Here is a 25,900-nt window from a genome sequence, read left to right as displayed (position 1 = left end):
GCCCCCTACCCCACCCATGCCTGAATCACGAGAAAGAGCATCCCTGTGCTGACCTTCACCGTCGGCAACGGACCGGCCCTCGAGGTCACCGAGTTCGCCGACTTCGACACCGGCCAAGCCGTCTACCGCGTCGCCGGCATCGGCGCCTTCACCCTCGGCTGGGACCCCGACCACCACCCCGAAGCCGACCAGGACCCCATGAACGAGGTCCTCCAGGTCGCCTACGGCACCGGCCCGCTCGGCTTCCACATGGACGAGGTCCCCGTCCTCTTCGGCGTAACCCTCGCCGGCACCGAGTCCTTCACTCGCACCGCCATCGACGTCGGCAACCTGCGCCTCCGCCCATACCGCCTCATCATCAGCGCCCCCGTGCGCGTCCCCAAGGGCACCGCCCGCCGGGCCTCCGCCATCGTCTCCGTCCTGGCCCGGCACTGGCTAGCCCAGCCCTGGACACCGGAGCTGCGCCGCGCCCACGAACACCACTGCGCACCCCACTCCCTGAACCGCTACGGCGGCCTCATCGCCCAGCACGAGGAACGGATGCGCCGACTCAGCGAGGGCCGCGCCTACTACATCCATCGCGCCAAGCGGGCCACGGCGATCCTCCAGGCGGGCCCCGTGCCCGCCCCCGCGGGCGCTCCGCCGCACCCGTTCGGGTCGCCGGGCGCCACGACCGATCCGGTGGGGAAGTGAGCACCGTGCAGTTCGATCTGTTCGGCGAGGTGGAGCAGAAGCTCGAAGAGCGCGCCAAGCGGCGCGAGCAGGAAGCCTCCAAGCCCCCCAAGCCACGCTCCGCCCTCGCCTCGCGCCGTAAGCGCAACGCCTTCCCTGGCGACCCCAACCGGCTCGCCAGGGAGGTCGCGGAGAACGTCATCGCCGCCTGGTTCAGCCATTACGGCGGCAACCGCATGGACATCCCCCTGGGCACCATCGCCGCGTTGTCCTTCTTCCGGGAGCCGCTCGTCAGCGACTGGCTCATCACCCTCGAACCAGCCCAGCTCCCGCCGCTCCTGCGCGAGATCTGGGGGGTCCAGTGGATGGCCCGCCCCGACCTCATCGAGGTCGCGCGGCCCCTGCACGACTGGGTGGAGGAGGACCCCGACGAACACCAGCTGCGCGCCGTCCAGGCCGTCATCCATACCGCGATCCACAACGGGCTGTTCGACCTCACCGCCGACGACGACCCCTACGAGCGGTCGGAGGCCGACGTCCTCAGCCCTCTGCTCACGGGCCTGCGCCACAAGAGCGACAAGAAGTGGCGCGGCGAGTACCACACCCCGCCCTGCGTCACCGACCTGATGGCCGAGATCCTCGTCCACGACGACCACGGCCCCACCATCCGCGAACCGGCCCTCGGCAGCGGCGGCATGTTCCGCTCCGTCGCCCAGACGCTGCGCTTCCGCGGCCTCAACCCGCACGACTACGCCTGGCTCGGCAACGACATCGACCCGCTCGCCACCGCCTGCGCCGCCGTCAACGCGATCATCTGGGACCTCGGCCCCAGGACCGTCATCTGGTGCGCCAACACCCTCGCCACCGACGACGCCGGCCTCTCCAAAGCACTGGCCGAGCGCGAGGCGGTCATCAAGCACCGCAACGCGGTAGTGGAGCAGGCCCTGTTCGAGCACAGGGCCCGCCGGATGCTCCACGCCTTCAACCAGCTCCTCGACGGAGCGGCGGCGTGAACGTCGCCCCAGCCCACACCCGCTAACCAGGAAGGACACCTTGTGAGCCCGACGAAGCCCACAACAACCGACGATGCCGCGGAGAAGCAGCGTGTCTTCCCCGCGGACTTCGAAGAGTTCGTCACCACGACCGCGGCGGGGCTCGGCAACGGGTGGACCGTGGACACCGACAGCAAGCCACACCCCGGCCTGTCCGCGTACCTCATCCACCCCGACGGCCGCCGCATCGGCATCCGGCACATCTGGCGCGGCGCGGCCGTCCAGACCTGGGCGCTCGACGTCCCACCCCGCGAGTTCGACAACGACGCCGACGCCGAGACCTACGCCGACAGCCTCAAGCACCTCACCCCAGGCATCCGCTACAACGTCGGCGTCTGCTTCACGAACAACCCGCCCGCCGCGACCACCGCGCGGAACATCCGCACCCGGCTCCTGCCGGCCTTCGACGGCAAACGCCCACGGCTGCGCGCCTTCCCGAAGAAGCCGTCCCGCCGTACCGCAGCGGCGGAGAAGCCTTCGGCAGCCGCCGACGCGACGAAGAGCAGCGAGCCCACACAGGCCACGGACCCATCCAAGCCGGCGAAGGCCACCGCGAAGTCCACGGCCCCGGCGAGGAGCCCACGCCGTACAGCCAAGAAGGCGCAGCCCACCGCGAAGAAGACCGAGCCGAAGAAGCAACCGGCGGCGCCCCGCTCAAAGCGCACCACGGCGACGGCTACCAAGACGGCCGGGACGGACGAGACCAAGGCAAAGAAGAAGTCGCAGTCGGCCGAGACCAACACCAGTAACTGATCAACGCCCCCTTGGCGCGGGACGATCCGAGCATCGCCCCGCGCCCCATCACATCGACCGATCCGAGCATTGCCATGACACAACTCGATCTCTTCGGGGAGAAGCAGGCCGCCATGGACCGCAGGTCCGCCCGCAAGGCCGAACGCGACGCCCGGACCGCCCGCCACGCCGCCTACCGCGAGTCCCTGAAGATCGACTGCTGCACCGGCGAGCCGATCCCGCCCGACGAGCACGGCATCCCGCAGTACCGCTGCGGACGCTGCGGCACCCTCGCCTTCGCAGGTACCTTCCACTTCACCCACGACTGTGGCTGGGCCGGCTGCTACGCCGACACCGAACCCACTCGCGGCACCGGCCAGACAATCCGCCAGGCCGGCCTCTCTGCCCACCGCCACGACAACCAGCACCATCCCCGCTGCGCCCGGCCCGGCTGCGGTCACGCCCGCGGCGTCCGCCAGAGCGTCCCACCCACGGCTCCCGAGGACTCGCGCTGCTATGAGCACTGCGGCTGCCCCGGCTACGTCACCCCGGCCGCTCCCGACGCCCAGGCCCTCGGCCATCAGACTCCACCGACGAGACCGTGATCCGAGCTGGCTGGTAGCAGTCGCCCCGCAGCGCTACCGGGCGGCGCGCTGGAGCTGCTTCCCCCGGGTGAAGAGCATCCGCTCCACCACGTCTGGCGCAGTCCCCCACCGTTCGGCCCACGAGTGGGCCAGCTCGAGATAGCTCGCGTACTTCTTGGAATCCCAGCGCTCGTCTGCTTCCCACTCCTGATCCGACAGCTCATTGAGGGCCAACGCGACGTTGCTGTCGATGATCAGGGGCCAAAGCTCGCCGGCAGGACGATCAGCGGTGGCGAAGTACAGGAGCTTGCTGAAGAACGCCGGGCCGAAGTACTTCACCCGGGCATCCCGGTCGTTCAGCACCAGGTAGGCGGCGACAGGGTCTCCGCGATCAACCTCAGCTTTGGCCGCACAGATCCGCTCGTCCAGCCAGTCGAGATCGTTCTCGTGGAAGATCCGCACGCGGCGGGCGACCTCCCGAGCCTTGGTACCGCTGCCCCACACGAGGGCGGCGATGAGCAGATCTCGTCTGCCCTCCGGCGTGTCGGCCTGCTCGGCCACCTGGAACACCGTCCGCCGGTCCACGGTCGGCCAGCGCCCCACACGGGGGAGGCCAGCCAAGCGTTTGGGCCACCACTCACCGCTTGGCAGCCTGGTGATCCACTGATCGGGATTAAACGGAATGGCCTGCCCCAGGACGAACGAGTCACGATCCGGGAGCGGGTCACGGAAGAACTCATCAAGCTCGGCCACCTTGACTCCTCATCTGCTGCCATCACGCTGCGCGAATACTGCACCAGGGGTCCCACAGCGAGCGCCGCACCGGCGCTGTGCGTCCCCGGAAAATGACCGGATCAGTACCACAGACACTTTCCGACCTATCGGATAAAACGGATGCAGGATGTACGGACCTACTCGGCAGGCCGAGGACCAGCACTCCCGTAATACCGCGCCCGCGCTTCCTTGACCGCCTCGAGAGCTGCACCCTGCCCCGCACCGTCGACGTTCAACGGCGGACCCAACTGGGAGATCAACTCCCCCTCCACCGAGAGCGGATCGGAGTGCTCGACCCAGGTAAGCGCGAGGTGCTCGTGCATCCACCTGGTGAGCCGCTCCTCGTCCTCCGGCACGAGAACCACCCGGTCGGTCCACGTCGTCCGGTAGCCCTCGGTGGTCATCAGCAACCCCGCCAGTGTCCGCCGCAGGGTGGAACTCCCGGAGCGCCTCAGGTGGTTGGAGGTGATCCGGGTCCGGAGCCGGGTGGCCTTGCCGAGATACAGCAGCCGGCATCCGGGATCCGCGGAGTTCTCCGGCCCGGCGAACAACGGCAGAACGCTCGGAGGCGCCCACCAGGCATACAGCCCCGAGGTCTTCGGTAGCGCAGCCGCCGCCTCCGACAACGTACGCGGTGACGTGAACAGGGCTGCGGTGGTCCGTTGAACGGCCGTCTCCTCCGACATGGCCGCAGAATAGGGGCCCTGCTGAACACGTACCTCGAAGTCCCCGGGATTCGTTTCGCAGAGACGATGCACGCGCTCCCCGCGAAGGCCGAGCGGTGCTCACCACAACGCGCCTCGCGCCTCTACCTGGGGCTCGAACCAGCGTCCCCCCACTGTCGGCCCCGCCCACCTCCCGTGAGCCCGAGGTGAGTCCAGAGTGGGACCGGACGGCACTGTGTGGGACGAAAGTGGGACCGTAGTGCCTAGTACACCCTGGGAGGGACCGGGACTGTCTGGGACGCACCGGGATCCGATCCCCGCAGGTCAGAGACCATGCGACGCCCTCCATGCCTCCACAGCCACTGTCTCCACTGGTCAGGCCCACAAGCCGACGACCGCCCCATTACTGATCTTGTCTTGCTCCTAAAGCGGGTGTCGCAGGTTCGAATCCTGCCGGGGGCACCAGCTCAGAGGCCCGGGGCCCCCCCCCAATAGCGGGGGGGGGGGGGGCGGGAGAAACCCCCGCGACCAAACCACGCGGGGGGGCCCCCCCCCCCGCCCCCCCCCCCCCCCCCTTGGGGGGGCCCCCCCGGGCCTCTGACATCCACGGCTGACATCAACGAGGGCGGTCACTGTCGATCGGGGCGCCTCCTGAGCAGCCGGTCCATGTGGCTCATGGCTTCGCGCTGGGTGTCCTGCACGACGTGCGTGTACACGTCCATGGTGATGCTGATCTGGGAGTGGCCCAGGATTTCCATCACGACGCGGGGCGCGACTCCGGCCGCCGTGAGGAGGGTGGCTGTGCCGTGGCGGGCGTCGTGCAGTCGGATCACGCGGAGGCCGGCGGACTGGGCGACGCGGGTGAAGGAGCGGTAGATGTTGCGCGGCTCGACCGGGCGGCCGGTGCGGGTGGTGAAGACGTAGTCGGAGTCCTGCCGCTTCTCCCCCGCTTTGGCACGGGCAGCCGCCTGCCGCATCCGGTGCCAGCGCAGGGGTGCGATGCAGAGGGCGGGGATGGGGACGGCTGGACGACGGCGGCTCTTGGGGTCGTCGTAGAGGACGCCACGGCGGCGCTGCGTCTGCTGACGGACGTAGAGGACTCGGCCGTCGAGGTCGAGGTCCGACCAGCGGAGGCCGACGATCTCTCCCCGGCGGAGGCCCATGGCGAGGGCGAGGACAGGCGAGGACAAAGGCCGCGTAGAGCGGTCCTTGCGGGAGGCTGCGAGGAAGTCGAGCGTCTCGTCGAGGGTCCGGCTTCAGCTCGCGGGAGTCGGTGCGGGGCGGCTCGACGAGCTTGGCGACGTTGCGCGTGATCAGTTCTTCGCGGCAGGCGGAGGTCAGCGCCGAGCGCAGAACTCGGTGCGATTCCTTGGCGGTTGCGGCCGTGGTCTCCTTTTCCAGGCGGACGAGGAACCGGCGGACGTCAGCGACACCGAGGGATTCGAGTCGCTTGGCACCGAGGAGGGGCACCAGGTAGAGACGGACGTGCGCCTCGTACTTGTCGAACGTGCTGAGCTTTCGCCGGGGCTTGATGACGTTGTCCAGCCAGTACGGCAGCCACTCCGCGAGCTTGGCCGACTTGGTGGGCACGGCACGCCCTGGTCGACCTTGTCGAGCAGCTCACGGTCGAAGAGAGCGATCAGGACGACGATCCAGGTACGGACGCCGAGGTACTTGACCGCCGCCCAGGCGAAGAAGCTCAGGACGACGACAAGGGGGAGGTTGAGCGTCACGGGGTGCGGTGTCCTTTCCGCGGATGGGGCAGCGGTGGATGCGGGCGGCCAGTTCGGCGGCGGCGCGGCTGTCGTAGTCGGCGGGGAAGCCGCAGCGCGGGGCGGTGCAGGCAGCAGTGTGCTTCTCGCGGCCGCGGCCGTCGTATGAAGTGCCGACCTGGACGGGGCCGATGCGGGTGACGCTGTGGAAGCGGCGATTGGCTGGCACAGCCGGTTTCCTTTCCTTTGTTCGCTTGCCTGGGCCGCGCGGACGTGCGTAGATGAGCGGCATGTCACAAGGGGCGCGGCGGCTGGCCGCCTTCGGTTCGGCCGCGTTGGTACTTGGGGTCGCGTGTGCTGGGGGAAGGTGGTGGTTGGGCGAGTCCTGGGCCACCGTGATCACCACGTGCTGCCTCGAGGTACTGATCGTTTCGGCCGTTGTCGGAACGCGGCGAATGTTGCGGAAGCGGTAAAGCCTCCCGACAGGGCCCGCCTTCGAAGCTGGGCGGCGATGGCTTCGGCCAGGGGAGCCGGAACGCCGAGGCGGGCACGAAGGGTTGGCGTGTCGATCGATGTACCGGTGCGGGTGTGGTGCTCGGCAGCGACCTTGCGGGCATGGTCGACCAGCGCAGTTGGGACCGCGACGGCCGGACGTTCGGGCGCCTTCTCGACAGCGGGTTGGGCGGACGGCTCGGAGGTGGATTCCGGCGCTTCCTCCTGGCCCTTGACCACGTGCACGTCGTTGTCTAGTGCCGTCGTAGGGGCGGAGTGGGCGAGGAGGGTTCCGCCGAGGAAAGCCACAGCGGGCCAGCCCGCGACGAGGATGCGCAGCCAGGCCGGGACGTCGCCGAGGTCGAGAAGGCCGGCGGTGGCGACATTCGCGCCGAGCGACGCGGCGAGCGCGATGACGAACCAGCACCAGGCCGCCGCCTTTGCGGTACCGGAGCGCAGCCGACGCCAGGCGGCGACGAGCAGCAGGTCCACGGACACCGGGTAGGCCCAGGCTTTCCAGCCGTCCTGCGTGGACACCCCAGGCGTGCCGCAGCCGTTCGGCCGAGGCCGCGACGTCGGCGGGCTCCTGCCCCGGAGCGAGGCGAAGACGGAGCCGTAAGCCGGTCGCGGTGGGCCGGATGATGCCCCGCCGGGGCGGTACGGGCCGCACCTCCCGCCGGGTGGTGGCCTTGACCGCGAGGACCCGCAGCCGGGAGGGAGCCACGGTCAGGCCGCAGGCTTCCATGACCGATGCGTACGAGCTGAGCAGCCGGACCGTGGATATCGGACCGCCGACCGCAGACCAGTACAGGGCCGGGTGATTGGCCCGGGCGTAGGCGGCCCTGCCGCCGAGCGCGGCGACAGGACCACCCACCTCCAGAAGTGTCGCGAGGTCGGTCATCAGGCGGTGGCCCCCATGGCGGCCGGGAAGGCGGCCGGGGTGACAGCGGCGGCACGGTTCCGGCATGACCGCCGACTGACGAGCGAAGCTCGTGCCACAACCGTGCCAGATACAGGGGTCAGCCACGGTCAATACAGGTGGCTGGCGGACGCACCTGCGCCCGGTAACTCCACTAACGGAGGCGCTGGTCACCGGTCAGATGCCCCAGCCTCTCCGGCATGCTGGCCTGCGGGTTGTGCCCGATCTCCCACCCAGTAGGTGGCGCCGCTGCGGAGGGTGGCCAGAGCTATCACGGACGCCTCGTCATCCACTGACCGATCCGGCTAGAGCTACGGACCAGAAGGTTGCGGCCGTGGTGTACCCCCACGGCCGCACCACAAGCGCACCAGATCCGGCGGGGAACAGCGGGGAACCACGGTGAAGGCAACCGGGCCCGACGAAGCTGCATCACAGCCGTTCGTCCAGGTCAGCGCCCAACCGCCCGCAAATGATCGCAGCTTCCCAGGCTGAGAGCGTACGAAGCCTTTGCTCGTTGCCCATCCTGGGGACCTACGACCGCGGAAACTCACGTCACCCGACCACCGGGGGCGGCGGCGTGCCTGGACTGTCGCGCTCGGCGCGGCGCCGGAGCCGGTCTTCTTCCTGGGCCTCTGCGATGGCCTCCCACTCGTCCCGCTTGGCCTGCATAGACTCCCGCGCTTCCCGGAAAGCGTGGTTCGGTTCGGGCAGCGCCTCTTCCCGCTGCCACGCTCCTACACACTCCACAGCATGGGCAATCACCCCGCGCAGCACCCCAGCACGTGAGCGGCCGTGGAAGGCGTACACCAGCCCACCGTCCCACTCCTCCAGTAGGTTCATGGTCTCGTTGAGGCGGTGGCGTAGCTTCTTCTCCCGAATGACCCCGATGGCCAACCGGGCCGGCGCAATGGAGTCTTGGAGCTTCTCATCCCAGGCCTGCCGCGACGCCGTGACAACGGCAGTCCCCCCGGCGTCCATCCCCGGCTCCCATTCACCTGGGACCTCCCTGACATGCTTCTGGAGATCGCCAAAGGCCTCGGCCAATGTGGTCACGGCTTGGTCCTGCTTGGCCTGGAGGCGGGCCAGGCGGGCATCGGCCAGTGCCTTAGCCTGTGCCCGGTGTGTACCGAGATATGACAATCCCGCACCCACGAGGGCACCAACGAGTCCGGAGACGGGTGAGATCCAGTCCATAGCCGCCAGTCTGCTGGACGGTCTGTCGCTCTGGCCGTTTTCCCACAAAGGAGGAGCGGCAACAGGTGAGTGTCTAACTGCGTGACTACGCCCACGAACACCGGCGAACGAGCGCGAGCTGCGGACCATCAGGGCAGGTGAGAGACGAACCAGCCCAAGGCAAGGACGCCACCCAAGTTGCTTCGGGACGAAGCGGTCATCGCTCAAGGTCTCACCTCCGCGCTTCGGCCGACGCAGCTTGCTGTCGTCGACGTGACCGATAGCGTGGCTGAGGCCGGTAAGGGTGCAGCGAGGCAATACGCGTGCGTGATCGGTCGGCGCGCCCGCCGTCGTGGCTGACTGTCGTCGGCTGAGGTTCAGACGGGCCCCAGATCCGCCTGGAGTGATGATCGTGCGCAGCTTGAGAGGGCGCGTGCCGAACCTGTCAAGTCCGCGCCTGGCGGCTGACAACAGCGCCTGACACCAACAGCCCCGGACGGCAGCGGTCAACACCGAACCCCGGCGAACCCTCAACCGAGCACCACGGCCTGTTGACCAAGGTCGTCCATCCCCTGTGACCGACCTGGCGTGGCCCCGACCGTACGCGTGGCACGATCACCCGCCCGTCTGGATCACATCACCGGGTGAAGTCGGCCGCCTTGGTGTCCAGCGTCGTGTCGCCGTCCTCGGCGGTGGTCAGGACAGCCACGTGCCACAGACCCCGCGGGGACCCGTCGGCATCGGCGCGGGTGACGGTGACCTCATAGGTGCACCGCTCGGTGTCCCCACCCGAGGGCTTGCAGACGGCCGACTCGGCGGCGGCCATGTCCTTGGCAGTCAGCCCTTTCTTCGCGAAGGACGAGTTCGCCGGCCAGGCCAGCACCTTCACGCTCTTGACATCGGAGGACGCCGTGACGTCAGTGGTGAAGGTCAACGAACCGTCGCGGTCACCGTCGGGAGCGGTGTAGCGGGCCGTGCTGTGCGCCAGCGCCGGAGGCTGGTCCCCGGCGTAGGCGAGGGCGAAGGCACCGGCACCTCCGAGGACGACGACACCGGCAGCCACGGACAAAACGATACGACGCGACATGAGGAATTCCCCTGACAGGCTCAGCTGGATCACACCGGCGCTCTCGTCGGCGCCGTGCACCCATCCTGGCCGCGCAGCGGGCGCCGGTTATGAGCACGCGTACTCAACTCCAGCCTGAGTAAACGCCCTTCGGTCAGTGCGTTCACACGCTCGTCCACCGCACCGGGCTGCTCCTGGTGCGTACTCCGGAGGGCGCGAGCCACTCGGCAGGAGAGAGGCCGGCGTTCGTGGCACACCCCGCAGCCGCCCTGGGTACGGGCCGTACTCACCTAACGGCAGGAACGGTTCGATCAACCTCCACTGCTCGTCGGCAAGTTGCTCGCGCCTCACGATCGTCTTCCTACCGGATCCGCATTCCCGCCTGTCCGGATCAACACGGTCGACCACGACATCACACAGGACCTAGTACGACAACTGGCCCCGCCAGGTGGTGCCCTCGAAGGGCCGCGTCATGACCGGTACGGCCACCATCGGTCAGCGTCATCGAGTCGCCGGATCGGAAAGCTTCTGACATCCACGACTGACATCAACGACGGCGGACGAAGGTGTACATCAGCGCCTCTGCCCGACCGTCGAAGCAGGCGCCGACCCCATCTGGAGCAGACCCGGACCGAACTCCTAAAGCGGGTGTCGCAGGTTCGAATCCTGCCGGGGGCACAGCAAGAAAGGCCAGCTCAGGAGAGGTTTTCTCCCCGGCTGGCCCTTCACCGTTTTCGGGGACGTGCCACACGCGTGCCACTACACGGTGGAGCCCTGGTCCGGATGGGGGACGCCCTTCGGTACGAAGAGGCTCAGCCGAAACGTGGTCGATCGTGTCTGGCGCCCACAGAGCCTGTCCACCCGCACGGCCGTCCAGTCGATCTGGGTGCCCGAGGCCCGGAGGCGGCGGATATGAGCGTTCCAGTCCGACTCATCCTGGGTTTCGAAAAGCACCTCCCAGCGGCCCGCTTCAGGCGCGAAGCGAGCAGCAGCCCGCTGCACCTCGTCCTGCTGGTGACGCCTTCTCTTGCGTTGCCCTGGCATCTGCCCAGCATCGCCAGCTTCGACCATGGCAGCAAGGCCATTGCCCGTCCCCAAGACCGGAGGCCCCTCCCCCACCCTCTCGGAGGCCGGGCGCGGCGAACTGTTCCAGGTGCCGCCTGACGTCGCCGAGCAGCTCGGCGGGGAACGAGATGGCACGGACGCCAGCAGCGGACTTCGGGGCTTTGTCGAACAGGCGACCGTCCTGCAACTCGGCCTGAGACCGGCGGACGCTGACGGTCAGGCCCTCCAGGTCGACGTCTCGGCGACGGAGGGTGGCGAGTTCGCCGAACCGCAGAGTGGTGAACGCCGCCAGGAGGATGAGCAGCCGATAGCGCGAGGCAGTCATCGTGATGCTGATCTGGCTGTGACCCAGGATCTCCATGATGACCCGCGGCGTGACGCCTGCCGCCGTCAGCAGCGTGCGCACCCGTGCCGTGCGTCGTGCAGCCGGACCACCCGCAGTCCCGCATCGGCCGCGACCCGCGTGAAGGACCGGTAGACATTCCGCGGCTCGACCGGCCGGCCGTTCCGCCTGTACGCGAGTGCTGGCCGGTGGGGTGTGGCGGTGGGGAACTCCCATCCCGCCTGCCATCGCCCCAGGCAGAGCCGAGCAGACGGGGTGGGAGTCGGGGTGAGTGGTCGGCGGAGGCCGGCAGGTCGGTGACCTGTAGCAGCTCCGGTTCCTGCCCCTCCACTGAACTCGATCTGCACACCTCGGGCTACATTCACCAGGTGAGCACCGAGGAGCTAGTGAGCTGCGCGTTCTGTATGGGAACCACCGACGTCGGCCTCTCCGGTGATGGCGTCACGTTGGAGATCACTCGGGCCGGGGAACAGAGCGTGCAGTCCCTCTGGGCCCACTGGAGCTGCCTGGACGAACGACTTCACAAACAAATCACCCGAGGCCCATGGCTCGACGACTAGAAGCGTGCCCCTCCCGTGCCCGATCGAGCAGGGAACCTGGGGGAGCACCGGACGATCACGGTGCGCGGACACGGAAGCGGCCCCCGACTAAGTTGCCTGGTCAGGGGCCGTTCACCTGCGGTGGGTGTGGGATTTGAACCCACGGAGACATGGCTGCCTCGACGGTTTTCAAGATCGTCGGCGGATTGAATCGGTCATTGAGACTCCACCGACCTCAGCTGTCAGTGGCAGTCGAAGCGCCAATCCCACGGGAGGCCGGGGCACTGGCGGCAGTGGAAGAAGTAGACGCCACCGCAGTCGCCCAACTGTATGTCGCCGGTGATGGTCAGAAGGTGCTCCATGCGGTGTCCGCACTCGCAGTTCGGCCAGTCGGCAGGCTGCGTCCAGGCGGGCCAGCCGCCGACCTTCGTCCCGATGACGTTGGAATCGGGTGGCCACGTGGAGCCGCCCGTCGGCAACCGGAGACGAGGTTCCCAGGTCTCCCACATGTCCTTGGGCAGATCCAGCCACCTCGGAAAGTCCTCCGCGGTCATCGGAGACAACGTGGACGGTTCCGGCATGTTGTCCTCGTCGTACTCCCCCTCACTCACCCCGGGGATCTCGGACAAAAGCCCTCCAGCCACGACCTCCGCCTCGTTGCGCCAGTACAGCCGCGGCATCACCGGCCCGGGATCCTGCTCATGTATCAGCGCGCACCACACCAGCTGTAGCAGATCCTTCCCCTGCGGGAACTCCAACCCCGGCACATCCCGAGCGAACAGCTGGAGGATCGGCACCATCGGCACCGCGCCCGGGACAATCTCGGTGCGGTTGCGCCAGTCGGACCCGAACGTCCAGTGGTCTTCCTCCGCGCAGTACGGCCACGGCTCGTCCGCGGGCCACAGCAACTCGCCTCCCAGCGAGCTCTCCCGCACGCCAGGGTCGCCGGGCTCCGGGTTGAGGAGGGTGGTTTCCCGGGCAAGGCATGCATACTCCGGTATCAGGGTGTGCAAGTCCTTCGCGAGCAGCTCGGGTGTGTCTCCGGGCATCGTGGCTCCTCAAGGCGTACAAACATCGACGGAACGCTGCGGGCACGTTAGTACGTGCCACCGACAACCCCACCTGCAGAGCTCGTCGCTCTGTGCTCCGCCGGTTGCGGTACAGCAGCGAAGTACCGCAACCGCATTTCAGAAGGCTTCTGACATCCACGGCTGACATCAACGACGCTGGACGGGGGGGAACACCAACGTCTCTGCCCGGCCGTCGCACCAGTCGACGGACGCAGCCGGAGCGGGCTCGGATCGAACTTCTGAAGCGGGTGTCGCAGGTTCGAATCCTGCCGGGGGCACAGACTTAAGGGCCGGCTCAGGAGGGGCGCCCAAGCAGCTCCCGGCCGCAGTCGCTACGCCGACCTCAGTCGTTCGCGGACAGCTCTCGACGCATCATGTCTCGGTAGTCGTAGTGGCGCACCTGAAACTCCATGGCCTCGTCCATGGTCATGCCTTCCTTGGCCACATAGACCTCAGCAGCGACCGTCTGCGCCTCATGCGCCTGCTCCCTCAGGAACGCCACCAAATCACTCGCCGTGGCCTCCGGATGCAGCTCGAACCACGTCGCGGCCAACTGGTAGCAATACGTATGCATCATGGCCTGGTTGTGCGCCAGGAAATCCTGGGTGGCGTTACGGCGAGTCATGGGCCAAGGATGTCGGGTCAGAAGCAACCGCGGGGCTCTTTCGGCACCAAGCGCCCTCCGGGCTGTCTCGGGGCCGTCCAAAGGGCGCTCAACAGCGACCGACGCTGACAACCGTCGACGGCTAAGTCGCAGGTCACAGTGTTGATCGATGACACGGCCGCAGGTCAGAGACCCGGCCCGCCACCCGGCCCGTCACCTCTTCGGCTTCTGACCGTCTTGCAGTCCCTCAAACACAGCCAAAGAGCCGTCCCGCTCGAACCGCAGCACCCGGGGCCGGGGAGCTTCCTCGGCTGGTTCCGGCTCAGGGTGAAGCTCTCCGTAGCGCTGATGGTAAAGATCAACCGCTTCGCGGAGCGAGCATCCCTGTGCCTCACGAATCGTCTTCACTGCGAGGATGGTGCGCCCCTCCAGAATGTCGCGATCCACACTCTCCGGCAGTTCTGCCACAGGTCCTCCCCGGTTCGGCATCGCAGTAGAGCAACCGCGGCTCCTCCGGTCAACTGAGTTGAGCAGCCGACCACTGAAGCCCTCGGCCGTGCCCGCTGCGTGTCCGTCTGACGGGTGCGCCGCGGGGTCTCACGGGGAACACACAGCGGGCCGGAAACCCCGGAGGCTCTGGACGGGGCCGTACGTGGCCGGCAGGGGGCAGCGCACTGGTCTTCCAAACGCCGAGATCCAGGGATGCGGGATACGGCGACAGCTGCTCGTGTCAGCGGATGTCGTGGTCGGGATGGGTCTGGTCGTACGCATGCCGCGCTTCGGCGATGACGGCACGATGTGCGAGGGACCAGTCGGCGAGTGCCTTGACCAAGTGGGTCAGGCCGGCCCCGGTCTCGGTCAGGCGGTAGTCGACCTGGGCCGGGACGGTCGGGTACACGGTGCGTAGCACGAGGCCGTCACGTTCGAGCCTGCGCACGGTGAGGGTGAGCATGCGCTGGGAGATGCCGTCGATGGCGCGCTGAAGTTCACGGAAGCGGCGCGGCCCACCGGCGAGTTCGACGATCACGAGCACCGACCACTTGTCCCCGATGCGATCCAGGACATCGCGGATGCCGCAGTCGGGGTGGTCTTCACGTCCGCACGGGTCGAGTTCGGCGGGAGTAGTGGTTACCGCGGTGTGCGTGAGTGACATCAAACTGCCTTCTTGTGGCCGGAGAGTGTGCGGTCGAGGATCAAGCGTAGTTACTGATGAGAACCACTGCGGAAGACTGCGATTGATCATGATTTTGGTGACCGGAGCGAACGGGGCCCTTGGCTCGGCCACTCTTGCGGCGTTGCAAGCCCGTGGTGCCGTTGCGATGGGCGGCAGCCGCACGCCGGGCGAGGGGATGCGGCGTCTCGACTTCGACGACCACGTGAGCCTTGACCTCGCCGGCGTGTCGACTCTGGTGCTCATCTCGGCTGGCTATGCCGAGGACGACCAGGTCGTCGCCCGGCATACGGCGGTCCTGGACGCCGCCGTCCGTGACGGTATCGGCCACGTCGTCTACACGAGCCTGACCACTGCCGGCGATCATCTCGGTTTCGCTCTGGCTCACCGTGCGACCGAGCGCCTGGTGCGGGCGAGCGGGTTGCCGTGGACGATCCTGCGCAACGGCCTGTATGCCGAACTCTTCGGCGGTCTGCTGATGTGGGCCAGTAACGGTGTGGAGTCCGCGTTCGGGGATGGCGCCTTGGCCGCGGTCTCGCGAGAAGACCTGGCCGAGGTCGCGGCGGTGGTGGCGTCGGATCCCGCACCTCATGGCGGGCGCGTCTATGACCTCGTCGGCACGCCGATCACGGCGGGGCAGGTGGCCGACCGACTCGGCGTCGTGTATCGCGCCATCAGTCTGGGTGAGTACCGGCGCAGGCTCCTTGAGGAGATGCCGGGGCTGCTGCCGTTCCAGCCGCCGATGCTCGCCTCGATCGCCACGGGCATCCGGCACGGCTTCCTGGACGGTACCGCACCCCACCTCACCGACCTCCTTGGCCGCGCAGCCCACGATCCACTGGCTACGGCCGTTGCGGCCGCGTCCGCTGCCAGGCCGGATGCGAGCGTTTAGCGGCTGCAACAGCGACACCTGCTCAGCGACGAAGTGAGTCCTCCCGGCGATCGCGACGGGAGGACTCACTTCGTGTCACCAGGCTGCTCATCCCGCGGAACCGATCGACATCCGGCACCTCCTGACCGCCGCTGCGTGTCCCTGATGAGAAGGACCGTTTCATGCATCACCGCAACGCGCCCCCTTCCGTCGAGGGCGGCCGCCGCCTCGTGGAACGCTGTGAGAACCGGTCGATCGCGCATGCCGCCGCTGAGATGGGCATCTCCCGGGCGTGTGCGTCGAACGTGGGCTTGTTCTGCCACCGCTGTCAGCGTGCCGAGTAGGTGCGGCGCATGGCCACTTCGCCCGACCACGTCAGCAGCAGAGAGGACCTGGCGTCCTTCGTCCGTTCCCTGCATCACCGCCATGCCGACGAGGGCCACTCGTGGGAGAACCCAGAGCTCTCCAGGTTTCTGGAGGCCCTGGCCGCATGGATCGACGACGCGGACGGGTGGTACAGCAACGCCGACGGCGAGCTGCCCACCAATGGTGACTGGCGCTTCCTCGCACGAGCCTTGGACGCCGCAACCATGTACGAGTAGGCCGAGCCTCGCACGTGCTACGTGACCTTGGCCCGGACCCCGGTACCCGGAACCGACCCCGCTGCCTACCGCCGTCCCCAACCGAACCAGGCAGTGTCGCCTGACATCCACGGCTGACATCGACGACGATGCGCTCAGGCGTACTTGAGCGGGCATGAACGGCGCCTCAGCTGGAGGAGCAGGGCCCCACGGTGGCCCTGCGATCGAAAGCCCAAAAGCCGCTGCGCCGACCGCGATCGCAGGCACGGCATGCATGATGGCGCACCTGCGGAACGCGGTGTGGTGGGTCAGGACGGGGCGCCGGCGTCCTGCGTGGAGGGCGCGAACGCCTCGGGGCCCTGTTCCGCCGCCGCCGGGTCCATCCACATGACCTGCCAGCCGTGGCCGTCGAGGTCGAAGAAGCTGCGTGAGTACATGAAGCCGTAGTCCTCGGCGCCGTCCGCCTCGGAGCCGCCCGCCGCGAGCGCAGCGGCGCTGACCGTATCGACCTCGTCGCGGGATGACACGCTGAAGCAGTACAGCGCCAGCGTGTGCGTGGTGGGATCGGCCATCGGCAGTTTCGAGAACTCCGCGAACTTCTCACGGGTGAGCAGCATGACGAAGGCGTGCTCGCCGACCAGCATGCAGGCGGCGGTCTCGTCGGTGAACATCGGGTTGAAGCTGAATCCGAGCTTGGCGAAGAACGCCTTGCTGCGCTCGAGGTCTGCCACGGGGATGTTCACGAACAGCGTGCGGCCGGGGTGTGCGGGATGGGTCATGGTGGGTCTCCAGTCGGTGGCTCGATGGCGTACGTCCTGGTAGACCGGCCCAGTCGGCGGAACTCATCGGTGGATCTCGGTTGAGACGTCGTCTCATGTGGCGAGTCTGCGGTGGCGGATGAGGCTGCAGACGACGGCCGTGAAGGCCAGGAAGCGTTCGGCCTTGCGTTCGTAGCCGCGGTGTAGGCGGCGGGGCCGTGATCACTGCTTCTCGAGGCCCGCTTGTTCACCGAGTCGATCGCGCGGCGCGACCAGGCCAACTCGCCACGCGAACCCAGTTCGTCGAGGACGAGATGGTGCGGCTCGCCCAGAACCGGGCGGCGGACCACTCGGTGAAGGGGTGGGTGCGCGGTCGGCCCCGACGGGCCGAAGACGGGCGGCAGCTGCCGCCAGGTACAGCCCGTCGTGGCCATGAAGATGATCGCCGCGAGGTTTTCGCGGTCCCCGTCCGGCGCCGGCCCCACCCTGCGGCCGCATGGGAGCAGGCGGCACCACAGGTGAAACAGCTCCCCCCAAAGCCTCCGGCACCTACCTCTCGATCACGTCCGCTCCCGTGCTCGGAAAATGCCTGCTCACGACAACGGCACGGCAGCTACTGTCCTTTGGCATGCGACTGACCGTTCTCGGCGGCTGTGGAGCGTGGCCCACCGCAATCCAGGCATGCAGCGGCTACCTCGTCGAATACGCGGGCTTCCGCCTGCTCATCGACCCCGGGTACGCCACGCTGCCACGCCTGCTCGACCACATCACCGTCGACGCCGTTGACGCCGTGCTGATCAGCCACGGGCACCCCGACCACTGCGCTGACCTCAACCCTCTCCTGCGTGCCCGGGGCCTGAGTGACACGCCACCGCCGGCACTGCCTGTCTACGCGCCCCGCGGCGCCGCCGACGCCGTTCTCGCGCTCGACAAACCGACCATGCTCGCCGGGGCGTACCGCCTTCGCGAGTTCCAGCCGGGGGACCGGTTCGACATCGGCCCGTTCAGAACCGACACCTGGCTCCTTCCGCACTTCGTGCCCAACGCCGGCATCCGACTGACCACACCGGAAGCCGTGCTCGCCTACACCGGCGACACGGGTCCAAGCCCCGACATCCCGCGCCTCGCTCAAAGTGCTGACCTGCTGTTGTCAGAAGCCACGTACATCCACGAGGTACCGACCGCCGACGCACCGTATCTGCTGACCGCACGCATGGCCGGTCAGTACGCCGACGAGGCAGGCGTTGCCCACCTCATGCTCACCCACCTGTGGCCAGGGACAGATGCGAGAGCCGCACAGGAAACAGCCGCGGAAGGCTTCCGGCACCCCATATACGTCGCCCTTCCCGGGCTCGTCACCAACCTCGCCCCTGAAGGTGGTCATACGGTGCACAGCACCCAATGAAGCGGTTTCACGGCGACTGTGGAGCTCGCACTGGACGGCATCTACGGCGAGAACCTCCAGGTGACCAGCAAGAGCGCGAATGGCTGGGTCAGCAACGCGGGTTGGTGGAGCAGCGACTACGAGACCACTCCCACCGTCGCTTCTGACGTCTACCCCGAGAACGGCTCGGGCGGCGGCGCCGGTGTCCCGGGCACCTTCACGTTCACGCCGAAGGTGAAGGATGTCGTGAGCTACACGTACACCTTCAACAACGGTGACCCGGAGGTCACGGTCCCCGCGGACGCCGACCACACCGCGAGCATCGACTGGACCCCGGCCTCGGACGGCTGGTACGACCTCACGGTCTACGCGACGACCCGCTCCGGCATCCAACTGGCACCCTACGATTACTTCTTCACCGTGGACTGAAACCCTGAACCGACCGCGAATCGGCATGCCCAGGGCCCAATCGAAGCCGCCGGTGGGCCTGGCTTGCGGAGAGCCTGTACGTACGTCTGGCGGTGCGAGGAAGCCACACCGCACCGGCACGTCCGGCCGGGTGCCAGAGCACACGCCGAACCCGGTGTATCGCGCACCACGCTCGCCCCGGTAGCCGTTGCTGTACAGCAACGGGGTACAGCAACCCCAGCAACCGTCAGTGGCGGGCAGTGGCCATCGGGCCCTTTCGGCAGTCCGTATGACCTCTGATGACCGATCGCTCCAGAGCTACGGATCAGAAGGCTTCTGACCTCCGCAGCTGACGTCAACGACGCCGGAAGGGGGCGTGCGCCAGCGCCTCTGTCCGGTCGGCGCACCCGTCGGCGACGGCCTCCGCGGCGGACTCGGCGGGCAGTTCCACAGTGATGCGGATGCCGCCGGCGGCGCGCGGGGTGAGGGTGAGCGTTCCGTCGTGTGCGTGGGCGATGGTCTTGACGATGGCCAGGCCGAGGCCGACGCCTGCGTGGTCGGTGTGCACGCGTTCCGTGCCGCGCTGGAATGGTTCGGTGAGTGTCGAGGCCAGCTCCGGGGTGAGCTTTTCGCCGGTGTTTTCGACAGTGAGCACCGCAGACTTGGCGCGGACGCTGGTTCTGACCCATACGGTGCCCTGTTCAGGCAGGTTGTGGACGATCGCGTTGTGCACGAGGTTCGTGGTCAGCTGCAGCAGGAGAGCTTGCGATCCGATCGTGGGGGTGATCTCGCCGCAGGTCTCGATGGTGACGCCATGCTTTTCCGCGAGGGAAAGGAGTGTTTCGGTGGCTTCTTCCGCCATGAGGGACAGGTCGACGCGTTCTCGGGTGAAGGACCGCTGCTCAGCGCGGCTGACCAGGAGCAGTGCCTCGGTGAGGTCGATCGCTCGGGTGTTGACGGCATGGAGGCGGTCGATGAGTTCGCCGGTGTCGCGGTTCGGATCGGTGCGGGCCACGTCGAGAAGTGCCTTCGAGACCGCCAGCGGCGTGCGCAACTCGTGAGAGGCGTTGGCTGCGAATCTCTGCTGCTCGGCGACGTGTGCTTCGAGCCGTACGAGCATCGTGTCGAAGGCGTCGGCGAGTTCGCGGAACTCGTCCTTGCGGCCCGGTAGCCGGACTCGGTGGGAGAGCGATCCGTTCGCGGCGGTGCGTGTGGCGTCCGTGATGCGGGCCAGGGGGGCGAGCATGCGGCCGGCGAGGATCCATCCCCCCAGGAGACCGAAAACCAGCAGGAACGCCAGGACCGCGGCTGCCCTCGGAGCGAAAACGTCCAGGAGAGCGGACCGGACGGGGAAAACACCGTTCGTGGCGTTGTCGTCGTGGCTTATGAGCGTCGCGCGGTCGGGGACATAGCGCAGGAGAAACAGCCACACCGCCGCGAGCAGTAGGGCACCGGCAAGCATGAGGAATCCGGCATAGCTGAGGGTGAGTTTGAGGCGAACGCTCATCCCGGGCGCTCTATCCACGGTCTCCTCCCTCGGGTCCGGTCTCCGGTTGCGTGTCGATGCGATAGCCGACGCCTGGCACGGTGGTGATGATCCAGGGTTCGCCCAGACGCTTGCGCAGTGCCGAGACGGTGATGCGCACGGCGTTGGTGAACGGGTCGGCGTTCTCGTCCCACGCGCGTTCCAGGAGTTCTTCGGCGCTGACGACACCGCCCTCGGCCGCGACGAGGACTTCGAGCACGGCGAACTGCTTCCTGGTCAGCGCGACGTAGCGGCCGTGCCGGTAGACCTCTCTGCGGAACGGGTCGAGCCGCAGTCCCGCGATCTCGCGCACGGGAGGCCTGTTGTGGGCGCGTCTGCGGTCGAGCGCTCTGAGCCTGAGCGCGAGTTCTTGGAGCTCGAAGGGTTTCGTGAGGTAGTCGTCGGCGCCGAGGCCGAACCCGGAGGCTTTGTCGTCGAGACGGTCGGCCGCGGTGAGCATGAGGATCGGCATGCCGCTGCCGGAGGCGACGATGTGCCTGGCGATCTCGTCACCGGACGGCCCGGGGACGTCGCGGTCGAGGACGGCGATGTCGTAGGCGTTGATGCTCAGCAGTTCCAGAGCGGTGTCGCCGTCACCTGCGAGGTCGGCCGCGATCGCTTCCAGGCGCAGGCCGTCGCGGATGGCTTCTGCCAGATAGGGTTCGTCCTCGACAATCAGCACACGCATGCTCCGAGGCTACGAGTCGGCGCCTGTCGTCGGCGTATCGAAAACCGCGTACGTGCCGGCAACACCGCGCTGCCTTGACTGGCAGCATGACGCGAACCCCAGCATCGGCACGGACAACGAGCCGCGGGATGCGCCGGCTTCTTGCCGTCGACCTGACAGTCGTCACAGCCGCGATCACGCTCAAGGCCCGCCGCCAGGCTGCGACGGATGCCGCGGGCGACCGTGCCGAGTTCTCCGTCGACAGCGGCCGGCGTGCGCCTGCGTACCAAGACCGGCTTCTTCGCGAGGCGGTTTCCCCGTACGGGTCAGAGGACGAGGCCGCCCCATGGGTGGCCGTCGCGGCGACGTCTCCTCGTGTGTCGGGGGACGCGGTCGGCATCGGGCGCTCCGATGCGACGGCGTGGCTGTCCGAACAGGGTGCCGGGGACGGGCTGTGCCAGATCAACCGGAACGTCCCCCGGCCTGACGAACCGCGTCCCGAAGCAGTCGACGACGGTTGTCCGCGCGTGTGTGCCGACCCCACCCAGGACCCGAGGACGCAGCAGTGACCGGCAGTGAGCGAGGACAGACGATGACGCAGCTGGACACGGCGGAGACAGGACGGGGCAGCGCCGGACTCCGGGACACCGGCTCGGGAACCTGGCGCGCTCGCATCCGCCGGACGATCCGCGTCGGCTCCCGGCCGGGGCCCTGGAAGCGCGGCCCGGTGCTCGCGGCGCTGGCGCTGCTGCTCGGCCTGCTCATGCTGCTGCACAGGAAGATCACCGACTACGGGGGCCTCGGCAGCCTGGTGGAGACCTTCCTGCCGTGGTTCGGCCTGTTCGTCCCGGTGCTGCTGGCCGGAGCGCTCCGGCGCCGCTCCGCCTCCGCGGTGGTCGCGCTGCTGCTGCCGGTCACAGTGTGGCTGAGCCTCTTCGGCGGGCTGCTCAGGGACAAGTCCCGCCCGGGCGGTGACCTCGTCGTGGCCAGCCACAACGTCGGCGCCGACAACCCCGACCCGACCGGCACCGCCCGCGATCTGGCCGCCTCCGGTGCGGACGTGCTGGCCCTGGAGGAGATCACCCCGCAGGCGAAGCCGCTGTACGAGCAGGGTCTGGCGAAGACGTATCCGTACCACACGGTGCAGGGCACGGTCGGGCTGTGGAGCAAGGTGCCGCTGTCGGACAGCGGGCCGGTCGACATCAAGCAGGATGCCGGGCCGCTGGGGGACACCAAGCCGGACGCCGTCAAGATGACCTACAACCGGGCGCTGCGCACCACAGTGGCCACGGAACAGGGCTCGCTGGCGGTGTACGTGGCCCACCTGGGGTCCGTCCGCGTGCTCCCCGGGACCGGCTTTTGGACAGACAGCCGGGACCGCAACGCGAAGGCGCTCGCCGAGGCCGTCGCCGCCGAGCCGAACGAGCGCGTGGTGCTGCTCGGCGACCTGAACGGCACCATGGACGACCGCGCGTTCGACGACCTCACCTCTCAGCTGCACTCGGCCCAGGACGAGGCCGGGGACGGCTTCGGCTTCAGCTATCCGGCGAAGTTCCCCGTGGCACGGATCGACCAGATCCTGCTCCGCGGCGTGGAGCCGACGAGTTCGTGGGTGCTGCCGGCCACCGGCAGCGACCACCTGCCGGTGGCGGCCCGAATCAGCTGGTGAACACCGCGTGGAACCGCCGAGTCCGTCCCCGGATCCGCCGGAACGGCGGCCCACAGCCCGCGCGGGTGTCGCCGCCGTGGACCCGAGGCTCTCGCCGTGCTTCGGTCTCTCAGCGCCATCAGCGCAACTGTCGGCGCGTTCGGAGAGTCGTACCCGCCGTGACCGAAGCACGTACGCAGCACATCGTGAGGTTGTCGCCCGCCGTCTCCGCGGCAGCAGGCATCGGGGGTCTGGCACTCGCCGCCGTGGCGAGCTGGAGCAGCCTCCTGCTGGTCGTGCAGGGGCGGGTGGTCCCCGGCTGGGGGGTGAGCGCGACTCTCCTTGTCATGGCGCTCGTTCTCCGGTGGGCCCTCGATCGGGTGGGCCGCCGCGCGGATGCTTCGAGGCTTCCGCGGAAGCGAGCCACGTGGCGGCTGGGGGCCGGTCTGCTGATCGGCATGGCGGTGCTCGGCACCGGATGGGGAGCGGTGGACGACCTGGTCTCGGGCGCGGAGTACCACGTGCTGCGCCCCTCGGGGCCGGGGGGCTGCACGGCCGTGGTGCGGGAGACGTCCTTTCTCGTGATCGGCAATGGTGAGGCGTACGCGGTGGGGCACACCGGCCTGGCCCTGGGGGAGTCGGGATCCTGGACGGTCGACGACGGTTACCGTCCCGTCGGCGCAGGCATGTACGAGTTGGACTGGGGGCGGGACGGCGGTCTTCTGCGGATCAGCGGTACGAGCACCGATCCGATCACCGGCGGGGGTATAGCCGACATCGACTGCGGGTGGTGAGGCCGGCAAAGCGTGCGCGCCGTCGAACGCTGCGCGCCTCCCCCCGTCGCGCCCTACGGACAGCGCCTTGGCCTGCGCCCGGTGCGTGGCCAGATACGACAGCCCGGCACCCACCAGGGCGGAACCCCAGAGTCCTTTCCGCTCCGGCTGTCCATCACCGTTCTCCGACAACCGGACAGCGAGTTTCACAGCCGCCGCAGCAGGCGCGCGACGCGGGCCGCGGGCCGCGCACCGTCGGACGACCCGGTGTGCCGCGCCCGCCGGCTCGGCCGGCCGGCCGGCCGAGCGACAGGTCAGCGGGGGACCCACACACGTCGAACCGACTCGGCCCGTCGCTGTTCCGTTGTCAGCCCGTGCTCGTCCATGCGTCCGGGCGGGGCGTCAGCACCGCGGTGACCACCGCGTGGGACGAGGTCATGACATCGGCCACGAACCGCAGGCGCCCGACGCCGAGTCGGCGCAGGGCCGGGCCGTGGTCGGCGGCGACGACGAGGGACACCACGAGCAGAAGAAGTCGCCACAGGGCCATCACCGGGCGGCGCACGGCGCGGGGCAGCTCCGACAGGGAGGCGTGCAGCCGCTCGCAGTGGAACGGGACGTGGCGCTGCTCGTCGGACAGGATCCGCCCCGCCACCTCCGAAGTGAGCGAGTCGTCGGTGCCGTCGCGCAGGGCCCGGTAGTAACGCAGCGCCACCACTTCCGCGATCATCAGCACCAGCAGTTCCATGCGCAGGCCCATCAACCGCCGCAGCCGTACGAAGACACTGTCGCTCCAGTGGCCGGGCAACGTCGGTATGCCCCCCGCGGCCAGCAGCCGGGCCAGCAGACGGGCGTGGTTCTGTTCCTCGGCGACGAAGAGGCGGACCGCCTGCGCGTAGTCGGCGTCGCCGGCCTGGTCCGCCTTGCCGACGAGGTTGGCGCCGTCACCGTCCTCGCCGACCTGGAAGCGCTGGATGCCGGCCCACACCGCCGGATGCAGGGTCGCGCCCCGCCCCCAGTCCGGATCACCCTGGGCGCGCCTGCGCTCACGCTCGTCCTCGAACCGCCTTGTCCACTTGGCGAAGCCGTCCGTACGCACCCGGTCTCCCCTCTCCGCGACACGGCCATCGTGCCCCGGAGTGGGACGACGCGGGCGGACACCGAACCGTTCCACGGCAACGCCGCCCACCGGGTCAGGACGCAGGAGCACCTGCCGTACGCCGCCATCGCAGATAGCCCAGTGCGCTCGCCGTGACGACAAGCGGCCAGAGCAGGTACCAGCCCGTCATGACGAGGAGCAGGGTGACCGCGACGAGTGCGAGGAGTGCGCAGCGGTGGGGGAGGCCGCCACGTGGCAGGAGGCGTAGGGCGGCGGCGGTGCCCAGGGCGTACACGGTCACGAACGAGCCGGTGGTGAGCAGCACCAGCGGCTGTGGGCCGACGTCGGCGGCCGTGGTGGCGGCGAGGGCGAGGCCCGACAGCCCTGTCACGACGGCCAGGCTGCGTCGTGGCACCTCGCCGGCGTCGCTGCCCCGGGCGAGCCAGGCGGGCAGGGCACCGTCCCGGCCGAGCGCGGCGCCCAGTCTCGCCGCGCCGGCGAAGTAGGCGTTCATCGTGCCGAGGGTGAGCAGCAGTGCGGCGGCCGCGGCCAGCACCTGGACCGTTCCGCCGATGCCGAGGGCGAGCAGTTCGGCCAGTGGGGCGTCGGCGGTGCCCGCGGCCGGGCCGAGTACGAGCACGCCGGCGACGGCGACGGCGAGGTAGAGCAGGCCGACGACGGCGACCGCCAGGGCGGCGGCTCGGGGCAGGTCCCGCGCGGGGTGGCGGAAGTCGGCGGCCAGGTGGGTGATGGCTTCCCAGCCCGCGAAGCTCCACACCAGCAGTGCCGCGGCCGAGCCGATCGCGGTCCAGCCGTGCGGAGCGAACGGATGCAGGTTCCTCAGGTGGGCGTGGGGCAGCGCGGCGATCACAGCGGCCAGCAACAGCGTGACAAGGAGTACGGCGAGCACGAGTTGCAGTCGGCCGGAGACCGTCAGGCCGAACCAGTTGGCCACCGCGACGAGGATCAGCAGCGCCGCCGCCGTGAGGGCCACGGTGCGTCGGCCGCCGCCGAACGCGGTCGCGGCATACGCGCCGGCGAACATCCCCGCCGCCGGACTTCCCGCCGGTACGGCGAAGTAGAAGCACCAGCCGACCACCGCCGCCGCCCGTGCGCCGAAGGCGTGCCGGACGTAGGTGGAGACACCGCCACCGTCCGGGTACCGGGCGCCCAGCGCCGAGAACGTGACCGCCAGCGGCACCGACAACAGGACCAGCCCCAGCCAGGCCAGCAGCGACGCCGGCCCGGCGGCCCGGGCGGCCAGCGCGGGGAGGGCGATCACACCGGTGCCGAGGACCGCGCCCACATAGAGCGCGGCCCCCTGCCAGACCGTCAGCCGCCCCACCGACTGAGCCGAGACATCGTGTACGGCCGGCGCCTCGGTCACGCGGGCACCTGTCCGGTACGGCGGCGGAAGGCCGAGGCCGACGAGATCGCCGAGGCCGACGAGATCTCCGGCCCGGGGAAGCGGCACCGTAGCGGCGTGCCTTCGCGGGTGTCGTCGCCGTACCGCTCGCCGGCGGAGGAGGTCCTCATACGGGTGTGTCCTTTTC

25 protein-coding genes, 1 tRNA gene and 8 pseudogenes are annotated in these 25,900 nt (G+C 68.8%); 13 read left to right on the top strand and 21 right to left on the bottom strand.

Going from position 1 to position 25,900, the window contains the following annotated elements; all coding sequences use genetic code 11:
* Positions 1-45: 45 nt before the first annotated feature.
* From ACPT94_RS06780 to ACPT94_RS06765, 4 genes are all read left to right on the top strand, one after another.
* Complete coding sequence (locus tag ACPT94_RS06780) at positions 46-693, top strand: hypothetical protein (protein ID WP_425245354.1); 648 nt, start codon at positions 46-48, stop codon at positions 691-693.
* A complete protein-coding gene (locus ACPT94_RS06775; RefSeq protein WP_425245353.1) occupies positions 690-1,685 on the top strand; it encodes an N-6 DNA methylase in 996 nt (331 codons plus the stop codon). Before ACPT94_RS06780 ends, ACPT94_RS06775 begins: the two co-directional genes overlap by 4 nt.
* Before the next feature lie 42 nt (positions 1,686-1,727).
* Complete coding sequence (locus tag ACPT94_RS06770) at positions 1,728-2,477, top strand: hypothetical protein (RefSeq protein ID WP_425245352.1); 750 nt, start codon at positions 1,728-1,730, stop codon at positions 2,475-2,477.
* A 74-nt stretch (positions 2,478-2,551) separates the two neighbouring features.
* Positions 2,552-3,061, top strand: a complete 510-nt coding sequence (locus tag ACPT94_RS06765; protein WP_425245351.1) for a hypothetical protein — start codon at positions 2,552-2,554, stop codon at positions 3,059-3,061.
* A gap of 33 nt (positions 3,062-3,094) precedes the next feature.
* Here ACPT94_RS06765 and ACPT94_RS06760 read toward each other — a convergent pair whose 3' ends face one another.
* From ACPT94_RS06760 to ACPT94_RS06715, 11 genes and pseudogenes are all read right to left on the bottom strand, one after another.
* The gene (locus ACPT94_RS06760; protein ID WP_425245350.1) at positions 3,095-3,793 is read right to left on the bottom strand and encodes an 8-oxoguanine DNA glycosylase OGG fold protein; all 699 of its coding nucleotides are present in this window, start codon (positions 3,791-3,793) and stop codon (positions 3,095-3,097) included.
* A gap of 158 nt (positions 3,794-3,951) precedes the next feature.
* Positions 3,952-4,500 carry a GIY-YIG nuclease family protein gene (locus ACPT94_RS06755; protein ID WP_425245349.1) on the bottom strand — a complete coding sequence of 183 codons (549 nt, stop codon included), beginning with the start codon at positions 4,498-4,500 and terminating at the stop codon, positions 3,952-3,954.
* A 608-nt stretch (positions 4,501-5,108) separates the two neighbouring features.
* Positions 5,109-6,104 (bottom strand): annotated as a pseudogene (locus ACPT94_RS06750) (tyrosine-type recombinase/integrase); the annotation flags it as partial.
* Positions 6,105-6,231: 127 nt separating this feature from the next.
* A pseudogene (locus ACPT94_RS06745) lies at positions 6,232-6,420 on the bottom strand (mobile element transfer protein); the annotation flags it as partial.
* 269 nt (positions 6,421-6,689) lie between these two features.
* Positions 6,690-7,211, bottom strand: a pseudogene (locus ACPT94_RS06740) (DUF2637 domain-containing protein); the annotation flags it as partial.
* Positions 7,177-7,584: pseudogene (locus tag ACPT94_RS06735) on the bottom strand (FtsK/SpoIIIE domain-containing protein); the annotation flags it as partial. The pseudogenes ACPT94_RS06735 and ACPT94_RS06740, both read right to left, overlap by 35 nt.
* A gap of 570 nt (positions 7,585-8,154) precedes the next feature.
* Positions 8,155-8,796 carry a hypothetical protein gene (locus ACPT94_RS06730; protein ID WP_425245348.1) on the bottom strand — a complete coding sequence of 214 codons (642 nt, stop codon included), beginning with the start codon at positions 8,794-8,796 and terminating at the stop codon, positions 8,155-8,157.
* 616 nt (positions 8,797-9,412) lie between these two features.
* Entirely contained in the window at positions 9,413-9,862 is a 450-nt protein-coding gene (locus tag ACPT94_RS06725; protein ID WP_360352242.1) for a DUF5707 domain-containing protein, read from the bottom strand.
* Positions 9,863-10,958: 1,096 nt separating this feature from the next.
* A pseudogene (locus ACPT94_RS42115) lies at positions 10,959-11,225 on the bottom strand (site-specific integrase); the annotation flags it as partial.
* Positions 11,226-11,228: 3 nt separating this feature from the next.
* A pseudogene (locus ACPT94_RS06720) lies at positions 11,229-11,416 on the bottom strand (tyrosine-type recombinase/integrase); the annotation flags it as partial.
* 614 nt (positions 11,417-12,030) lie between these two features.
* Positions 12,031-12,837 carry a DUF1963 domain-containing protein gene (locus tag ACPT94_RS06715; protein WP_425245347.1) on the bottom strand — a complete coding sequence of 269 codons (807 nt, stop codon included), beginning with the start codon at positions 12,835-12,837 and terminating at the stop codon, positions 12,031-12,033.
* A 235-nt stretch (positions 12,838-13,072) separates the two neighbouring features.
* Between ACPT94_RS06715 and ACPT94_RS06710 the strand changes: the two genes are divergently transcribed.
* Positions 13,073-13,133 (top strand) — tRNA-Gln (locus ACPT94_RS06710).
* A 68-nt stretch (positions 13,134-13,201) separates the two neighbouring features.
* Here ACPT94_RS06710 and ACPT94_RS06705 read toward each other — a convergent pair.
* The 3 genes from ACPT94_RS06705 to ACPT94_RS06695 all read right to left on the bottom strand — a co-directional run bounded on the left by ACPT94_RS06705 (position 13,202) and on the right by ACPT94_RS06695 (position 14,615).
* Positions 13,202-13,483 (bottom strand): hypothetical protein, encoded by a 282-nt coding sequence (locus ACPT94_RS06705; RefSeq protein ID WP_360334693.1) that lies wholly within the window; start codon positions 13,481-13,483, stop codon positions 13,202-13,204.
* A 192-nt stretch (positions 13,484-13,675) separates the two neighbouring features.
* The gene (locus tag ACPT94_RS06700) at positions 13,676-13,930 is read right to left on the bottom strand and encodes a hypothetical protein (protein ID WP_425245346.1); all 255 of its coding nucleotides are present in this window, start codon (positions 13,928-13,930) and stop codon (positions 13,676-13,678) included.
* A 262-nt stretch (positions 13,931-14,192) separates the two neighbouring features.
* Positions 14,193-14,615, bottom strand: a complete 423-nt coding sequence (locus ACPT94_RS06695; protein WP_352392252.1) for a winged helix-turn-helix transcriptional regulator — start codon at positions 14,613-14,615, stop codon at positions 14,193-14,195.
* Positions 14,616-14,703: 88 nt separating this feature from the next.
* Here ACPT94_RS06695 and ACPT94_RS06690 point away from each other — a divergent pair, with 88 nt between their 5' ends.
* The 3 genes and pseudogenes from ACPT94_RS06690 (at position 14,704) to ACPT94_RS06680 (ending at position 16,106) form a co-directional block, all read left to right on the top strand.
* Positions 14,704-15,525 carry an NAD(P)H-binding protein gene (locus ACPT94_RS06690; RefSeq protein ID WP_425245345.1) on the top strand — a complete coding sequence of 274 codons (822 nt, stop codon included), beginning with the start codon at positions 14,704-14,706 and terminating at the stop codon, positions 15,523-15,525.
* 161 nt (positions 15,526-15,686) lie between these two features.
* Positions 15,687-15,806, top strand: a pseudogene (locus ACPT94_RS06685) (IS481 family transposase); the annotation flags it as partial.
* Positions 15,807-15,857: 51 nt separating this feature from the next.
* The gene (locus ACPT94_RS06680) at positions 15,858-16,106 is read left to right on the top strand and encodes a DUF7660 family protein (protein ID WP_425245344.1); all 249 of its coding nucleotides are present in this window, start codon (positions 15,858-15,860) and stop codon (positions 16,104-16,106) included.
* 287 nt (positions 16,107-16,393) lie between these two features.
* On the opposite strand, the gene ACPT94_RS06675 is transcribed toward ACPT94_RS06680, so the two are convergent.
* Complete coding sequence (locus ACPT94_RS06675; RefSeq protein ID WP_425245343.1) at positions 16,394-16,864, bottom strand: VOC family protein; 471 nt, start codon at positions 16,862-16,864, stop codon at positions 16,394-16,396.
* A gap of 191 nt (positions 16,865-17,055) precedes the next feature.
* Positions 17,056-17,392 (bottom strand): annotated as a pseudogene (locus ACPT94_RS06670) (transposase); the annotation flags it as partial.
* Here ACPT94_RS06670 and ACPT94_RS06665 point away from each other — a divergent pair.
* The gene (locus ACPT94_RS06665) at positions 17,340-18,248 is read left to right on the top strand and encodes an MBL fold metallo-hydrolase (protein WP_425245342.1); all 909 of its coding nucleotides are present in this window, start codon (positions 17,340-17,342) and stop codon (positions 18,246-18,248) included. The pseudogene ACPT94_RS06670 and the gene ACPT94_RS06665 overlap by 53 nt on opposite strands.
* Positions 18,249-18,266: 18 nt before the next feature.
* The gene (locus tag ACPT94_RS06660; protein WP_425245341.1) at positions 18,267-18,656 is read left to right on the top strand and encodes a hypothetical protein; all 390 of its coding nucleotides are present in this window, start codon (positions 18,267-18,269) and stop codon (positions 18,654-18,656) included.
* 334 nt (positions 18,657-18,990) lie between these two features.
* Here the strand turns inward: ACPT94_RS06660 and ACPT94_RS06655 are convergent, their stop codons facing one another.
* Positions 18,991-20,142, bottom strand: coding sequence for a sensor histidine kinase (locus ACPT94_RS06655; protein ID WP_425245340.1), 1,152 nt, complete (start codon positions 20,140-20,142; stop codon positions 18,991-18,993).
* Positions 20,143-20,152: 10 nt separating this feature from the next.
* Entirely contained in the window at positions 20,153-20,848 is a 696-nt protein-coding gene (locus ACPT94_RS06650; RefSeq protein ID WP_425245339.1) for a response regulator transcription factor, read from the bottom strand.
* A 128-nt stretch (positions 20,849-20,976) separates the two neighbouring features.
* Between ACPT94_RS06650 and ACPT94_RS06645 the strand changes: the two genes are divergently transcribed.
* From ACPT94_RS06645 to ACPT94_RS06635, 3 genes are all read left to right on the top strand, one after another.
* A complete protein-coding gene (locus ACPT94_RS06645) occupies positions 20,977-21,396 on the top strand; it encodes a M15 family metallopeptidase domain-containing protein (RefSeq protein WP_425245338.1) in 420 nt (139 codons plus the stop codon).
* Between the two features lie 23 nt (positions 21,397-21,419).
* Entirely contained in the window at positions 21,420-22,496 is a 1,077-nt protein-coding gene (locus ACPT94_RS06640) for an endonuclease/exonuclease/phosphatase family protein (RefSeq protein ID WP_425245337.1), read from the top strand.
* 185 nt (positions 22,497-22,681) lie between these two features.
* The gene (locus ACPT94_RS06635) at positions 22,682-23,269 is read left to right on the top strand and encodes a hypothetical protein (protein WP_425245336.1); all 588 of its coding nucleotides are present in this window, start codon (positions 22,682-22,684) and stop codon (positions 23,267-23,269) included.
* Between the two features lie 346 nt (positions 23,270-23,615).
* Here ACPT94_RS06635 and ACPT94_RS06630 read toward each other — a convergent pair whose 3' ends face one another.
* From ACPT94_RS06630 to ACPT94_RS06620, 3 genes are all read right to left on the bottom strand, one after another.
* A complete protein-coding gene (locus tag ACPT94_RS06630) occupies positions 23,616-24,347 on the bottom strand; it encodes a ferritin-like domain-containing protein (protein ID WP_425245335.1) in 732 nt (243 codons plus the stop codon).
* Positions 24,348-24,441: 94 nt separating this feature from the next.
* Positions 24,442-25,734, bottom strand: a complete 1,293-nt coding sequence (locus tag ACPT94_RS06625; protein ID WP_425245334.1) for an APC family permease — start codon at positions 25,732-25,734, stop codon at positions 24,442-24,444.
* Complete coding sequence (locus ACPT94_RS06620) at positions 25,731-25,883, bottom strand: hypothetical protein (protein WP_360334660.1); 153 nt, start codon at positions 25,881-25,883, stop codon at positions 25,731-25,733. Before ACPT94_RS06620 ends, ACPT94_RS06625 begins: the two co-directional genes overlap by 4 nt.
* Positions 25,884-25,900: the final 17 nt, after the last annotated feature.

This window comes from Streptomyces aurantiaciflavus (genome assembly GCF_049808595.1).
In the GTDB taxonomy this organism is placed as follows: Bacteria; Actinomycetota; Actinomycetes; order Streptomycetales; family Streptomycetaceae; genus Streptomyces.
The sequence above is the reverse complement of the archived record's forward strand: the minus strand, read 5'-3'. Positions and strand labels throughout refer to the sequence as shown.

What these genes read in the sequence shown, in the direction of transcription:
- ACPT94_RS06640 (WP_425245337.1), top strand. Translation starts at nt 21,420, where the DNA reads ATGACGCAGCTGGACACGGCGGAGACAGGACGGGGCAGCGCCGGACTC.
- ACPT94_RS06755 (WP_425245349.1), bottom strand. Translation starts at nt 4,500, where the DNA reads ATGTCGGAGGAGACGGCCGTTCAACGGACCACCGCAGCCCTGTTCACG.
- ACPT94_RS06665 (WP_425245342.1), top strand. Translation starts at nt 17,340, where the DNA reads ATGGGAGCAGGCGGCACCACAGGTGAAACAGCTCCCCCCAAAGCCTCC.
- ACPT94_RS06645 (WP_425245338.1), top strand. Translation starts at nt 20,977, where the DNA reads ATGCGCCGGCTTCTTGCCGTCGACCTGACAGTCGTCACAGCCGCGATC.
- ACPT94_RS06655 (WP_425245340.1), bottom strand. Translation starts at nt 20,142, where the DNA reads ATGAGCGTTCGCCTCAAACTCACCCTCAGCTATGCCGGATTCCTCATG.
- ACPT94_RS06675 (WP_425245343.1), bottom strand. Translation starts at nt 16,864, where the DNA reads ATGACCCATCCCGCACACCCCGGCCGCACGCTGTTCGTGAACATCCCC.
- ACPT94_RS06620 (WP_360334660.1), bottom strand. Translation starts at nt 25,883, where the DNA reads ATGAGGACCTCCTCCGCCGGCGAGCGGTACGGCGACGACACCCGCGAA.
- ACPT94_RS06690 (WP_425245345.1), top strand. Translation starts at nt 14,704, where the DNA reads ATGATTTTGGTGACCGGAGCGAACGGGGCCCTTGGCTCGGCCACTCTT.
- ACPT94_RS06730 (WP_425245348.1), bottom strand. Translation starts at nt 8,796, where the DNA reads ATGGACTGGATCTCACCCGTCTCCGGACTCGTTGGTGCCCTCGTGGGT.
- ACPT94_RS06705 (WP_360334693.1), bottom strand. Translation starts at nt 13,483, where the DNA reads ATGACTCGCCGTAACGCCACCCAGGATTTCCTGGCGCACAACCAGGCC.
- ACPT94_RS06765 (WP_425245351.1), top strand. Translation starts at nt 2,552, where the DNA reads ATGACACAACTCGATCTCTTCGGGGAGAAGCAGGCCGCCATGGACCGC.
- ACPT94_RS06715 (WP_425245347.1), bottom strand. Translation starts at nt 12,837, where the DNA reads ATGCCCGGAGACACACCCGAGCTGCTCGCGAAGGACTTGCACACCCTG.
- ACPT94_RS06695 (WP_352392252.1), bottom strand. Translation starts at nt 14,615, where the DNA reads ATGTCACTCACGCACACCGCGGTAACCACTACTCCCGCCGAACTCGAC.
- ACPT94_RS06725 (WP_360352242.1), bottom strand. Translation starts at nt 9,862, where the DNA reads ATGTCGCGTCGTATCGTTTTGTCCGTGGCTGCCGGTGTCGTCGTCCTC.
- ACPT94_RS06680 (WP_425245344.1), top strand. Translation starts at nt 15,858, where the DNA reads ATGGCCACTTCGCCCGACCACGTCAGCAGCAGAGAGGACCTGGCGTCC.
- ACPT94_RS06650 (WP_425245339.1), bottom strand. Translation starts at nt 20,848, where the DNA reads ATGCGTGTGCTGATTGTCGAGGACGAACCCTATCTGGCAGAAGCCATC.